The following is a 13397-nucleotide window of genomic DNA, read 5'->3' as shown; positions in this document are numbered from 1 at the left end:
TTATGCTCACTCTCGAAACCCGTGAGCCGAGCAACGCAGGGCCGAATTCTTCTTCTCGTCATCGTGCCACTCCTTGTGGGCACCGCTGTTGTCTGGCTTGTCCGTGGACGTCCGGGCATCCGGCTGACGCAGGTGCAGCGCATCTTTCCGGCGGATGGTCGTGAGCATCGCCTTGCGCACCTTGTTCGAAAAGGAACTGCCGAACTCCAGATCAGCAGCCTGCCCAATGTTGTTGCCACGCGAGTGCTGGAGGACGGTTCCGTCCTGGTGCAATCGCCGGTTCTGCCCGGCCATAGGTGGCTGCAGGTCACCTACGGTCCCAGGCTCCTGAGCATCCCGCTGGACTTCACGTCGGACGCAACCGACCTCTTCGGCGATGGCACGCCTGAGTATCTCCGCCTGCACAGCTCTGCCGACCGCGCCGCCTTCCGGCGCTGGTTCTCGTCTCTCGCCGATCTGGCGGCGGCGACCCCGCCGCAGAAGCTTCCGGCTGAGATCAACGACTGCGCCGCTCTGTTGCGCTGGTGCTACCGGGGAGCCCTACACGCCCACAACGAGGCCTGGCAGGAAACGCTGCCGATCGAGTTCGCCTTACCTTCCAGCTCTGTCAGCCAGTACGTCTATCCACTTACGCCTCTGGGAGCGAATCTCTTCCGTGTGCGCGATGGGAAGTATTCCCCGGTCGACCTGACCAACGACAGCTTCGCCCAGTTTGCCGACGCAAAGACGCTATGGCAGCGCAATACGTTCTTCGTCTCCCGTGATCTTCGCGCCGCCCGCGAGGGAGACCTGCTCTTTTTCCGGCAACTGGAACAGAACTCTCCTTACCATTCGATGATCGTGACCGGCAGCAAGCGAGACTGGGTAGTATATCACACTGGCCCCATCGGCTCAGGGCCAGGGGAGATCCGTCGTGTCGCACTGGAAGATCTTCTGGAACATCCCGATCCCCGTTGGAGACCGGTTTCACACAATACCAACTTCCTCGGCGTGTATCGTTGGTCTATCCTCCGAGAGGACCCTCAATGAGACCGCGTGGCCTCGCTCTCTTCGCTCTCCTCGCCGCCCTCGTCCTCACCTCAAACCCATCCGCACGCGCGCAAAGTTTCAACCTGAGCACAAGCAAGACCTTCGCTCCGGGTGACAAGCCGACGATCCATCTCTATACCCACGATGTGGACTCGCTGGAGTTCCGCATCTATCGCGTCGATGATCCGGTCAAGTTTGTCGAGAACCTGAAGGAGCTGCACTCCTTCGGCTCTGATTACTCGTATGGCTCCGAACACATCGATGAGCGGACCTGGCTGGAAAAGTTCCATGACTGGAAGGCCCAGCTCTGGCAGCGCATCCGTGACTTCTTCCGGTACCAGTTTTCGCGCGAAGCCCGCCACTCTATGCGCGCCAAACAGACATCGCTCTCCCGCCGCAGCCGCATCATCAACGAGGCCGAGTTTGCGCAGATCCCCATCCTCAATCAGCGCCAGCTTGTTGCCCGGTGGCGACAGGTTGTGCCCGCAACCTACGTCTCCGATAACAACGATCTCCCCATCCAGCAGAAGCTGGACGCGGGCCTTTACCTGTTGGAGGCGACGGACGGCCATCTAAAGGCCTACACACTGGTGATGGTCACTCCCATGGCGCTGGTCACGCGCACCAGCAACGGGGCCGTGCTTGCCTATGCCACAGACCGCATCAGCGGGAAGCCGCTCGAAGGCGTGAAGATCGATGCCGGCTTTGGACAGAGGGCGGTTGCTTCCGCCAGTACTGACGCGAACGGCGTCGCGCGGTTGCCGATGCCCGTCGACCATGCCCGTGAAGATGCCCTCTGGGTGGTCGCATCCAAAGAAAAGGACATTGCCGTCTCCACGCCGAGCACATGGGCCCTGACCTACAACTCTGAGAAAAAGTACGTGGGCTATGTCTACACCGAGCGGCCGGTCTACCGGCCGACACATACGGTGCACTGGAAGGCGATTGTCCGTGAGCACGCGAATAACCTGCTTACGGCGCCGAAACAGGGCAATATCCATGTCACTATCTCCGATGCGACTGATAAGGCCATCTTCGATCGCCAGATGACGTTGTCGCCCACCGGCACACTCTCAGGCGAGATCGACCTTCCGCGCGATGCCGCGCTCGGTTACTACACCGTCCGTGTCGGTGACCCACCAGGCGGGCTCTTCGCCAGCTTCCACGTCGAGGAGTACCGCAAGCCAGAGTATCGCGTGACTGTCACCTCAGCTCAGCGCCGCGTGCTTGAAGGTGCAACGATGCCGGTAACCATCGATTCGCGCTACTTCTTCGGCGAGCCCGTTGCCAATGCCAAAGTAAAGTACCGCATCTATCACGAGCGGCATTACTGGTGGGGCGGGGAAGAGGAGAGCGACGAATCTCCCAGCGAGTACAGCGGCGAAGATTCCAGCGGCTATGCCGGCGATGAAGAGAGTGAAAAGACCGGCAAACTCGATGCTAATGGTCTGCTGACCATCCAGGTCCCTACCATCGTCGATGAAAAGAACTTCGGCGACTACGACTACACGGTCGAGGCCGGCGTCACCGACGCAGCCAATCGCGAGATCACCGGGCGCGGCCGTTTCCTGGCGACCTATGGCACCTTCCGCATCAATATCGAGCCCATCAGTTATGCCGTCCACAACGGCGAAGCCGCCCGCTTCCGCGTAACCGCCGTGGACTACGACAATCACCCGGTTGCAGCGAAGGTGCACGTTCAGCTCAGGTACCGAAAGTATGGCCGCGACCCGCAGGTCATCGATGGCCCGGCAGTCGACATCACGACCGATGCCGGTGGTCAGGGTACCGGCCAGGTGACGGTGAATGAACCGAACTTCACGTCGACCCAACTGGTTGCGACCGCAACTCCGGTACAGCCAGGCACTCGCGGGCCGGTGGATACCACTTCGATCTGGGTGCTCGGCGCAGGACAGGCAGGATGGGGTGAGAGCTCCTCGACGACGCAGCTCATCGCCGATAAGAAGAGCTATGCTCCCGCCGATACGGCTCATCTCAGCCTGGTCTCTGACCAGCCCGGCTTCTACGCCCTGGTACTCGTCGAAGGCGATACGCTGCTTCGCCGCCAGTTGCTGCATGCTGACGGAACAACGCTCTCCTTCGATCTGCCGATCACCGCGGAGTCACAGCCGAATGTGAACGTCAGCGCTCTGTTTATCAAGAACAGCACGCTCTACCAGGCCAGCAAGATGCTGAAGGTGCCTCCTGCCCAGCAGCAGTTGCAGGTGGAGGTGACGCCGTCAAAAGACGTCTTCCAGCCGCAACAGCAAGCTAGCTACCAGATCACCACGCGTGACTTCGCCGGTAAGCCCGTCAGCGCCGACGTTAGCGTTGGTGTCGTTGACGAGGCAATCTATTCGCTCTATCCCGATAGCAGCGGCGATATGGTGAGGGCTCTCTATCCGCAGCGGTATGCGGAGGCGCAGACCGACTCCTCGTTGGACTTCTACTTCAGCGGCTCCGCCGGCAGCAAGTCACCCATGCTGGCCATGCGGTCGAACCGGTATCGTCCGCAACTGGCGCAGGTCAAACCCGGCAATGAGCAGAAACCCCGCGTCCGCAAGGCATTTCCGGATACCGCCTTCTGGCAGCCCAGTATCCATACCGACGCCGGCGGCCACGCAACGTTGAATCTCACCTTCCCAGACTCGCTGACGACGTGGCGTGCGACCGCGCGAGCCATTACCACGGACTCGAAGGCAGGCTCCACCATCAGCCGCGTCCTGGTGCGCAAGAATGTCCTGGTGCGGATGGGCAATCCGCGCTTCCTGCTCAAAGGGGATGAGCTCACCCTGCCGGTCATCGTTCACAACTATCTCGACACAGCAAAGGAAGCGACCATCTCCCTCGCCGTGGATGGCGTCGATACCGTGATCGGCAACCAGCAGAAGATCATCATCCCCAGTAAGGGTGAGGCAACGGCGCTATGGCGTCTGCGTGCCTCGCATGTGGGAACGGCGAAGCTTACCGCAACGGCCATCACCGATGCTGAGTCGGACGCTCTGGAGATCACCTTCCCGGTCGAACCGGCAGGTGTTGCTCGCAGCATCGCGCCGAGCGGCGTTCTGACGGGAGGCATAGCAAATGTGCCCATCAACTTCCCGGCTAATACCGATGCAGCCGCACACTCCATCCGCATTGACGTCAGCCCAACGATCGCCGGCTCGCTCTTCTCGGCGCTCGATTACCTGACCAGTTATCCCTACGGCTGCACCGAACAGACGATGTCCAGTTATCTGCCCAACGTCATCGTGGCCGAGACGCTGGCCAGGCTGAAGGTGCCTTCCGTAATCGATCCTGCCGATCTGCGGGCCAAGATGAACGCCGGTCTGGAACGCCTGCAGGACTATCAGCACGACGATGGCGGTTGGGGCTGGTGGAAGGAAGATGAGAGCCGCGTCCATATGACCTCGTATGTGGTCGCCGGTCTGGGTGCGGGAGCGGAATTTACGCCGCTGACGCCGGAGCAGCACTCGATGATGGGGCGCGGACGGCAGTATCTGAAGCAGCAGCTTCAGCAGCATCCGCGAATGCGTCCGGAGCTTCGCGCTGCCGTTGTCTATGCGCTGGCCATGGCCGGCGACAAACAGCTCGGCGAGGCGTTCGACACGCAGTACAGCCGCCGCAAGGACCTGGATGCTGAGCCCTTGGCAATGACGGGCCTGGCGATGTTGCAGGCCGGCGATAAGCGTGCAGGCGAGATCGCGGCGCTGCTGAAGTCCAAGGCCCAGCATCAGGGCGAGCTGGTCTTCTGGAAGAGCAGCTACGTCCCCACGCTCGATACCGAATATCCGAATGACACGGAAGCAACGGCCTATGTCCTGCGGTTGCTTGCCAAGGTCGACGCAAACGATGCCATGCTGCCGAATGCGGCACAGTGGCTGATGCTGGCGCGGAACAGCGGCGGATGGTGGGATTCCACCGAGCAGACCGCTACTGCTCTCTTCGGCCTGGTGGATTACCTCGCAGTCTCCCACGAGCTTAGTGCCGACTCTTCGGTGGAGGTCCTGCTGAACGGCAAATCGATCGCACAACGCACCTTCAAATCCGGAGAGTCGCTCACCGGCAACACGCTCTCGCTCACCATCGATGCTGCCCAGTTGGCGCCCAACGCCAACAACCTGCAGATCATTCGCAAGGGCGGTGGACGGCTTTACTGGTCGGTACGCGGACGCTACTTCTCCACCGAGAAGAAGGACTACCAGGCCGGCGGCATGACCCTGAATCTGACACGCGACTACTTCAAACTGCAACCCGTGCAGAAGGACGGAAAGGTGGTCTATACGCTGGCGCTGCTCTCAGGCACAGCGCAGGTGGGCGATGTGCTCGCAGTACACGAGGCCATCGGAGGAGCTCCTATGCGCTACCTCATGTTGGAAGATCCCATCCCCGCGGGGACAGAGTTCATCCGCAATGAGGATAGCTATCCGATCGAGCAGCGGCCGGGTGGCTGGTACTCCTGGTACACCCGCAGTGAGTTCCACGATGACCGGGCGGCCTTCTTCTCAACGGAATTCAATGGGCGGCAGGAGATCTTCTATCTCATCCGTGTCGTCAATCCCGGAGTCTTCCAGATCAGCCCGGCACACGTTGAGGCGATGTATCAGCCCAATGTCTCGGCGACCAGCGACGCCCTGCGGCTTGAGGTGCCGCAGCCATCCACCGGAGGTCCGCAATGAGCCTGTTGCGCGGCGCACTGCGTCGCTTCACCCTGAAGCTGCTCCTGCTCCAAATCGCACTGGGTGTCACGGCCTGCCTGCTCGTGACGTTGTGGTTGCGCCTGCCGGACGCCAGCGCGCTGCAGGTAGCGGCCTCATTTGTTCTGGGTCTGCTGCTCGTAGCCATCGCAACCGGAGGACAGTCGTGGATCGCACTCTGGCTGGCGCACGAAGAGCGTACGCGCAGACGCCTGTTGATCGGCGCCGCCTCTATCCTCGTCGCTGTGCTGCTGTGGTGCCTGCTCTCGCAGTGGATCACATCGTTGCACGCGGGCGACTCGCAGCGGGCCAGCTATCTGAACTCACGCTTCCCGCACGGTCTGCGGAGCTTCTTTACCTACAACCACATCTACCAGTGGTTCGGCTGGTTGTGGTCTCTGTTGACATGGATCGCAGCCGGTATCCTGGCTGCTGCCAGTTATGCGGTGATCATCGGCCGTCCGCGCGCCATACTGCGCACTCTCGTCAGCATCACCTGGTGGATCTCCCTGGTGCTGCTCTGCATATTGGCGACAACCGTAACCGGCATCATGATGGAATGGACTCCGGGTCACGGCCTCGGTGTAGAGCTCTTCAGCCTGATAGTGCGCCTCGGTTTTGTTGTACTTCTTGATGGCGCAGTGATCTCGCTGTTACTGGCGATTCTGGCGCAGACTCAGGCGATGCCGGACGGCACGCCGGAGGCCAGCCAGCCGCGCACGGAAGTGATTCCATAGCGGCCGATCAGCGCGCGCACCTTCGCTGCAGCCGCTGCGTGGGCCTGCTGGCTCTCGTGCTGTGTGGAGGGATTGCGCAGTGCTGTTTCCAGAGCTGCAGCCTGCATCGTCTCGCCGCTCTGCGTGCCGCCGGTCAGATACTCCACCAGGCCCTCACGCAGCCAGAGCGGAGCTTTGTCGCCAGCCTCTGACTCGACACACAGATGCAGGAACTCGTGCAGCAGCACGCTGTCTACCTGGTTGCGGAGGATGCTCCATGGCTGCAGGACCACGATGTTCCCACGCGTCGCGGCCAGCAGCCAGCCGGGAGAAGCGGTCATCTGGCGGAAGATCTCTACCGACGGTGCGGCGACGATCTCAGGCGTCAGCGTCTTCTGCATGGGGAAGCGTTTGGCTGCCTCAGCCCAGGCATGTTGAATGGCTGCTTGATACGCAGCGTCGTTGCCAACGGATCGTATCCGCAGCGGACCATTGGAGCTTTGCTGCCAGCCGGCATCATTCGGTGTAACGCCCACGGAGACTCCGGTGAAGTAGTACTCGACGATTTCGCGGGCGGACTTTCCTTGAGCCGCCATCTCGCTCGCGCCCGCCTGGCATAGGCCAACGCCATGCCCGTGGCCGTGTCCATCAAAGACCACGACGTCATTTCGTACGGCAACGTCGTACAGATCGCTGCGGACTCGGTTCCATCCGAGTGCCCGTCCAATCGCCAGCCGCAGTGAACTGGCGGCGACAGAGAAGCGTGTGCCGTCCTGGTCGACGAGATCGAGTTTGAGCACACGATGAGAAGGGCTGCGTTGGGTCACACGCAGATCCGCGAGCTGGGCCGGGACCTTCCAGCCCTCTGCGTGTGCGATCTCCATGAGCTGAGCTGTGGGGACTTCCGTATGCCAGGCGGCTTTGTCACGGCGGATGCAGAAGGTATCGGGATGCGCCGCAAGATATTTCGCAGTGCGAAGGGTTGGCCATACGGCGCCTGCGGCCTCGGTCTCGCCGCCGCAGTGCTGGCTGAAGAAGACCTCAGCTCTGCGCCCATGGAACCACATGGTTTCGCCTGTGCTGGAACGTACGGCTGTCTCGATGCTTGCGGAGATGCGGCCCAGGCGCATCGCCTGGCACTGCGTACTATCGCATAGCTCTGCCGGCAGATGTCCGGCTCTCGGCTTCCAGTGCCTGCCGTTCAGAGCATAGGTGCGAGCCGCGATCGCCAGGGCCTCCAGCGCTTGTGGTTTCTCGCTGGGAGAACCCTCCGCAGCAACCACGGCAGCAACGTAGCGTTCACTCGGAAGCGAGAGGACGATATCTATCCCGTTGGTAGTAGCGCGCAGATGCCACAAACCGGTTGCATTGCGGGTCTCTTTGGAAGCATCGTCGGTGACGCGGACGGGGCCCCCGGCAAAGATCTCCGCCTTTGTGAAACGGACTGGTGTGGTGAGGGGACGATGGACACAGGCGGCACAGGTTGCTGTCCATGCGCCCTCACCGGCGGCTGCCAGTGTCACAGCACGGACTGCGTGCGTGGCGAACATAGCGACGGTGACATCGCGGCCCCCGCCATCGCTTTGCGCCATAGCCAGTGCCGGAAGAAGCGTCAGCAACCAGACTGCTTTCAACGTGCCGTCTCCTCAAAGAATCGGTGAGCCAGCCTTGCTGCCGTGCCGCCATCACCCCGCGGAATGTAGATGACGACGATCCAGCGTTCGGGAACCACGCCGGCGAACCATCCGTGTGTCCAGCTTTCGCCGGGATTGCGAGCGGTACCAGTTTTACCCAGAATGGTCATTCCTCTGGTTGCCGCCGGGTTCGCCATGCCGCGTTCTACCGATGCCTGCAGCCCGCGTTCGACAACGCCGCCCTGAGGCAATCTCTGGAGCAGGGAACGGTAAGCCCGAGCGAGTTCCAGTGGCGACGCTGAACTGCCCCAAAGACCCAGCACCGCAAGCTGTCGCTGATCGACACCCGCGCCGCGCAGGTTCTCATGTGGCAGCGCCGTCGTGGCAATAGCCTGTTCGACGTCGTCGGCAGGCATCCGCCTTGCCAGAGCCGCAAACCAGGTGTTGCAGGACTCAGCCAGGGCATTCTCTGCATCGAAGAGCGGTTCATCCGCCGGATGCGTGCAAGGCACACTGCGACCCCCGATATGCAGATCGCGGCGGCAGTACACCTGGGTCTGCGGCTGCACGAGCCCGTGTTGCAGGGCATAGTTCAGCACAAATGGCTTCATGGTGGAACCCGGAGTACCTCGCCTTGGTAGGCCTTCCTGCGCGAGTATCTTTCCGGAGACGGCGTCCAGCACGACGGCGGAGGCCTGCGTGCTGGACAGGGCATTGTGCAGCGCCACACTCGCCGTCTCGGCCCGTAGTGCGGCTGCGGAAAGCAGGAAGATGGCGAGTGCTGATGATCGACCTCGCATCATCTGTATCGCGGCAGGAAGAGCGAGAAGACCGTGCCGCTGTGGCCTGGACGATCACTGGAATAGAACCGAAGCACGCCTTCATGCTTACCGACGATGCCGAAGGAGATCCAGAGGCCCAGTCCGGTGCCGTTGATTTCCTTAGTGGTGTAGAAGGCCGTGAAGATACTCCTGCGTGTCGTCTCTGACATGCCGCTGCCGCTATCGGCCACCGTGATGCGCAGACCTCTGCGACCCGTCTTCCAGTCGGTCGCTTCACGGCTGCGGATCAGAACCCGGCCACCGCCGCTTTTCATTGCATCGATGGCATTGCCGATCAGGTTATTTAGAACCTGCCGGATATCGTTCTCGAAACACTGCACCGGCTCCGCGCTGTCATGCTCTTCCACCAGACGAAGGTTGGAGTTCGTGAGCCTGCCCTGATAGAGAGCCACAACCGGCTTAAGCAGATCTACTGCCGTAACCCAGGTCGGCTTTGTGGCCTGGCGATGAAACCGTAGCGTCTGCGAGGCAATCTGCGAAACCCGCATCAGTTCCTTTTCCGCCAGTGTCAGGGCATCGGCTGCCTCCTGCGGCAGGCCTTCGGTATGCTGCGCAAGATAGAGCAGGTTGGTAATCGCTTCCAGCGGGTTGTTGATCTCGTGCGAGATGGAGCTCGCGAGCCTGCCTACAGCAGCCAGCTTCTCGCTCTGGATCAACGCCTGCTCCGCTCGCTTCTGAGCTGTGGTCTCCATGATGACCGCGCCAACAGCTCGCACGACACCGTCTTCGCCCCGCACCGGCATGTAACTCACCGTCCAGTAGCGATGCAGTCCAGGACGTGTGGAGAGCTCGCCTTCCAGCATGACATTGCGAATGGTCTCGCCCGCGGCCACTCTGCGCAGAATCGGCTCACACGCCGGCCATAGATCGGGCGCAATCTCGCGAAAGGGACGGCCGATGATCTGTTCCTGCGGCAGGCCGATCACGCCTGTCTGTACATCGTTCACCCGCAGATAGCGAAACTCATCCGCTGAATAGAGAGACAATCCGATGGGCGCAGTCTGATAGATGGCTTCCAGTTCGGTCCATTGCCGGTATGCCTCGCGCCGGCTTGCTTCCAGCGCGGCCTCGGCCTGTTTGCGTTCCGTGATGTCAGCGATAACTCCAAAGCGATAGCGGCGGCCGCTTTCACGGTGGGAATAGCGAGCGCGCAGCCAGACCCATCGCACATTTCCTTCTACACGCTCGACCCCAGCGGGAAAGATGCGCGATTCATATTCGATGCTGCTGTTGTGCAGCTCTGAGGTTTGTACAACGTCCAGAATCCCATCCCGGTCCTCCGGGTGCAGATGTTCGACCCAGCGATCGAAGGTCCAGTCTTCCGGAGTTTGATCGTAGCCAAAGATCCGTGCGAACCGATGTGAGATCTTGATGTGCGGCGCGCCAAGCTCGTAGGCATAGTATCCGAAGTTCGCCGCTTCCATGGCTAATCGCAGGTTCTCTTCGCTCTCTCGCAGCTCCTGCAACGTGGCCAGATGAACCGTCGACTCCCAGCACCGGGCCGCGACCTGTTCGATGAGATCAATCTCCTGGGAAGTCCAGTGCCGTGCTTGCTGGCTATGGACAGCCAGCGCAGCAGCCAGAGGTTGGTTTTTCGGCACAGGGACGCACACCAGCGCCTGCACCTCCGCCTGTCGATAGGACTCTCGCGACGGGGCTACTCGTGGATCGGTCTCGGTGTTTTCGATCACGAAGGTCAGACCCGCGCGCAACGAGGTCATTGCTGCTTCTGAGAACTCGCGCGGCCGGATTGCGGGAGCAGGAAATGTGAAGTGCTCCTGATCTTCTCCGAACGAAGATAACTCATGGTCCTGCTGGTTCAGCTCTGCATAGATACAACGCGATGCCCGAAGATCGTCGCGCAGCATGCTACAGGCTATCCGCGTCACCTCTCCAGCATCGGTGAGCGAAGCCACCGCAGCATCCAGCCGGTCAAGGAAACGGGCGCGGCGGTGAGAAGTCGGAATGGAGGGGGCCGGCTGGGTCATGGATATATTCGTTGAACGATGATACGCACCCTTCCGTAAGGCAAATCAGAAACACGCAGGGAAATTCTCAGGCTAGAGCATTTTTCCTGTAGGTGTAATGCAGGGCTTTTACATCTATGGGCGTTTTCCTCAATGAAAACGCCGCTGCACGCTCCTCTCGGGATACCCAGCAACAGGAAAAATGCTTCAATTCCCCTCAAAAATATTCAGCGGCCATGCGTTGCCACGATGGCCAGTCATGGCCCGTGTTGTCGCCCCAGACATCGAGCCTTACCGGAATTTCTTTCTGCCGCATGATGGCCGCGAGCTTTTCATTCTGGTCCCAGCACTGGTCATGGACGCCAGTTGCCAGAACATAGACGTTCTTCCGGTAGCGATCCAGGTACCAGGGATCATGCAGGTTTGGAAGAAAATGATTGGGGAAGAGCAGATAGACATCCTGATCGTAATAGCCATGCAGGAAGGCTGTGAGATCGAAGGCGCCGCTCATCGACAACGTACCGGTGAAGACATCCGGGTGCCGCAAGGCCATGCTGACCGCGTGAAATCCGCCGAAGCTGCAACCGGCCAGCGCCAGTTGCGGGGCATGATTCTTCTGGCGCACCAGAGCCCGCACCTCCTTCAGGATGTATTGCTCATACTGCAGATGCCGTGCAACACGCCAATGTGCAGGGGCACCGCGGTTATACCAGCTTTCGGCATCGACTGAGTCTACACAGAAGAGCTGCAACTGTCCGTGGTGGACCTTTCGGTGGACAGCTTCCACCATGCCGCGGTCTTCAAACTCGTAAAAGCGACCCTGGGAGGTTGGGAAGATAATTGCCGGCATGCCTCCATGACCGAAGATCAACAACTCCATCTCGCGTCCTAACTCAGGCGAGAACCATTTGTGATATTCCCGATTCATAAGGGCCCTCTCCGCTCTCCTAGGCTGAAGCCATCCTAACCTCAGGGTGTGTCATCAAACTCCTGTCGTCAGAGCATTTTCCTGTTGCTGGGTATCCCGGCAGTGTCGTGCAGTGGCGTTTTCATTGCGGAAAACGCCCATGGATGCCGAAGCCCTACACTACACCTGCAGGGAAAATGCTCTATTCGGGAGTTTTACTATCGTCGCGCCGTATCCGCCAGAGGACCAATTCAAAGAAGAGACAGCAGCGCTTGATCGAACACCGCGCCTTCACCGCTATGCAGGCTTTCGCTCCCGGCACCTGCCCGGCGACCGGGAGATCTTCGTGTATCTTCCACCGCAATACTTTGAGCAGCCGGAGAGGCGGTTCGCCACCTTGTACCTCCATGACGGCCAGAACCTCATCGATCCGCGGACCTCGCATATCCCCGGACAGACCTGGCGGGCACACTACACCGCCGACCGGTTGGCCGCTGCCGGCAAGATAGAGTCGCTGATCTTGGTCGGGATCTTTCACGCCGGAGTTCGCCGCATCACCGAGTACACGCCCTCCTCCGACCCCCAGTTAGGTGGCGGAGAAGGGGAAAATTACGCACGTTTTCTCGTGGAAGAGCTGAAACCTTTCGTCGACAGCCGGTACCGAACCCTTCCTGAAACGGAACACACAGGGCTTGGGGGATCCTCGCTCGGAGGGCTCATCTCCCTCTGGACCGGGTTCCATTTCCCCGGAATCTTTGGCCGTCTGGCGGTATTATCCCCCTCGCTCTGGTGGACTCGCCGCAGCATCTTTGACGACGTGGAGAGGCTCAGCCCGGAGCCTAAGCCGCGCATCTGGTTGGACATAGGTCTGCTCGAGGGCGGGCGCCACGTTCGCAATACCGCAGCCATGGCAGCCCTGCTTCGCCGTAAGGGCTGGGATGGGACGCACCTGCGATACCTGGAGGAACCGGCCGGCACCCATTCGGAGGAGGCCTGGGCCGCCCGTCTGGGCGATGTGCTGCGCTTTCTCTTTCCCGCCTGATGCCATTGCGTCGCGGAGGCGAGTTGCGAGATACTTAGATGTTGGGAATGACGGGCCATGGCCCTGTAGCTCCCGCGTGGGCCCGCGACCGGCACAGCCGGCCTGCCCAAATCAAGAAGAGAGATTGAGGAATTCCTGTGCTGATGATTCGTCTCGCGCGTTTTGGTGCGCGCAAGCAGCCCTACTACCGTGTTGTTGTGATCGAGAAGGACCGCGCCCGCAATGGCCGTTCCGTGGAAGTAGTGGGCACGTACAACCCCCGTACTAATCCTGCCTCGGTCAACCTGAACCGCGAGCGCATCGACTACTGGACCAGCAAAGGCGCCCAGATGTCTGAGATCGTCGCGAAGCTTTTTGCGAAGACCCCCGTTGCGGCTTAGGTTACTTTTGCCGGTGGCCTAAAGTAACGAGGTCTCCGGTGCCTAAAAGCAAAACATTCGCACCATTTCGCTTGTTCGTTTGGCGGCCTGCTCACGTAAACTTCTCGCAACAGTTCCCTTCCAGACGGAAGTGATCTGGCAACAGCGGGCTGGCCGTGTATTAACCCACTCGGCTGGTTCGTA

General features: G+C 60.6%; 9 protein-coding genes. 5 read left to right on the top strand and 4 right to left on the bottom strand.

From position 1 onward, the window contains the following. Window positions 1–21 precede the first annotated feature (21 nt). From AB4Y89_RS06670 to AB4Y89_RS06660, 3 genes are read left to right on the top strand one after another with little or no spacing between them, the layout of a single operon-like run. Window positions 22–1029, top strand: coding sequence for a DUF1175 family protein (locus AB4Y89_RS06670; protein ID WP_442300125.1), 1008 nt, complete (start codon window positions 22–24; stop codon window positions 1027–1029). After that, window positions 1026–5708 carry an alpha-2-macroglobulin family protein gene (locus AB4Y89_RS06665; RefSeq protein ID WP_442300124.1) on the top strand — a complete coding sequence of 1561 codons (4683 nt, stop codon included), beginning with the start codon at window positions 1026–1028 and terminating at the stop codon, window positions 5706–5708. Before AB4Y89_RS06670 ends, AB4Y89_RS06665 begins: the two co-directional genes overlap by 4 nt. Continuing rightward, window positions 5705–6463, top strand: coding sequence for a hypothetical protein (locus tag AB4Y89_RS06660; protein ID WP_442300123.1), 759 nt, complete (start codon window positions 5705–5707; stop codon window positions 6461–6463). The genes AB4Y89_RS06665 and AB4Y89_RS06660 overlap by 4 nt, the downstream gene beginning before the upstream one ends. Here AB4Y89_RS06660 and AB4Y89_RS06655 read toward each other — a convergent pair. From AB4Y89_RS06655 to AB4Y89_RS06640, 4 genes are all read right to left on the bottom strand, one after another. Beyond that, a complete protein-coding gene (locus AB4Y89_RS06655; RefSeq protein WP_442300122.1) occupies window positions 6403–8076 on the bottom strand; it encodes a SpoIID/LytB domain-containing protein in 1674 nt (557 codons plus the stop codon). The two genes, AB4Y89_RS06660 and AB4Y89_RS06655, sit on opposite strands and share 61 nt — an antisense overlap. Next, window positions 8073–8879, bottom strand: a complete 807-nt coding sequence (locus AB4Y89_RS06650) for a penicillin-binding transpeptidase domain-containing protein (RefSeq protein ID WP_442300121.1) — start codon at window positions 8877–8879, stop codon at window positions 8073–8075. The genes AB4Y89_RS06655 and AB4Y89_RS06650 overlap by 4 nt, the downstream gene beginning before the upstream one ends. Next, window positions 8876–10906 carry a PAS domain S-box protein gene (locus AB4Y89_RS06645; protein WP_442300120.1) on the bottom strand — a complete coding sequence of 677 codons (2031 nt, stop codon included), beginning with the start codon at window positions 10904–10906 and terminating at the stop codon, window positions 8876–8878. Before AB4Y89_RS06645 ends, AB4Y89_RS06650 begins: the two co-directional genes overlap by 4 nt. 196 nt (window positions 10907–11102) lie before the next feature. Beyond that, a complete protein-coding gene (locus tag AB4Y89_RS06640) occupies window positions 11103–11813 on the bottom strand; it encodes an esterase family protein (RefSeq protein WP_442300119.1) in 711 nt (236 codons plus the stop codon). Window positions 11814–11952: 139 nt separating this feature from the next. On the opposite strand from AB4Y89_RS06640, the gene AB4Y89_RS06635 reads away from it, so the two are divergent. Together AB4Y89_RS06635 and rpsP are read left to right on the top strand one after the other, a co-directional pair. Further along, window positions 11953–12834, top strand: a complete 882-nt coding sequence (locus tag AB4Y89_RS06635) for an alpha/beta hydrolase (protein WP_442300118.1) — start codon at window positions 11953–11955, stop codon at window positions 12832–12834. 143 nt (window positions 12835–12977) lie between these two features. After that, window positions 12978–13214 (top strand): 30S ribosomal protein S16, encoded by a 237-nt coding sequence (rpsP, locus tag AB4Y89_RS06630; RefSeq protein ID WP_442300117.1) that lies wholly within the window; start codon window positions 12978–12980, stop codon window positions 13212–13214. Window positions 13215–13397 lie beyond the last annotated feature (183 nt).

Origin of the sequence: Terriglobus sp. 2YAB30_2 (genome assembly GCF_052114765.1) — a bacterium.
Taxonomy (GTDB): domain Bacteria; phylum Acidobacteriota; class Terriglobia; order Terriglobales; family Acidobacteriaceae; genus Terriglobus.
The sequence above is the reverse complement of the archived record's forward strand: the minus strand, read 5'-3'. Positions and strand labels throughout refer to the sequence as shown.

Coding starts and splice junctions, on each gene's coding strand:
- AB4Y89_RS06665 (WP_442300124.1), top strand. CDS start 1,026: ATGAGACCGCGTGGCCTCGCTCTCTTCGCTCTCCTCGCCGCCCTCGTC.
- AB4Y89_RS06645 (WP_442300120.1), bottom strand. CDS start 10,906: ATGACCCAGCCGGCCCCCTCCATTCCGACTTCTCACCGCCGCGCCCGT.
- AB4Y89_RS06660 (WP_442300123.1), top strand. CDS start 5,705: ATGAGCCTGTTGCGCGGCGCACTGCGTCGCTTCACCCTGAAGCTGCTC.
- AB4Y89_RS06650 (WP_442300121.1), bottom strand. CDS start 8,879: ATGATGCGAGGTCGATCATCAGCACTCGCCATCTTCCTGCTTTCCGCA.
- AB4Y89_RS06635 (WP_442300118.1), top strand. CDS start 11,953: ATGGATGCCGAAGCCCTACACTACACCTGCAGGGAAAATGCTCTATTC.
- AB4Y89_RS06640 (WP_442300119.1), bottom strand. CDS start 11,813: ATGAATCGGGAATATCACAAATGGTTCTCGCCTGAGTTAGGACGCGAG.
- rpsP (WP_442300117.1), top strand. CDS start 12,978: ATGATTCGTCTCGCGCGTTTTGGTGCGCGCAAGCAGCCCTACTACCGT.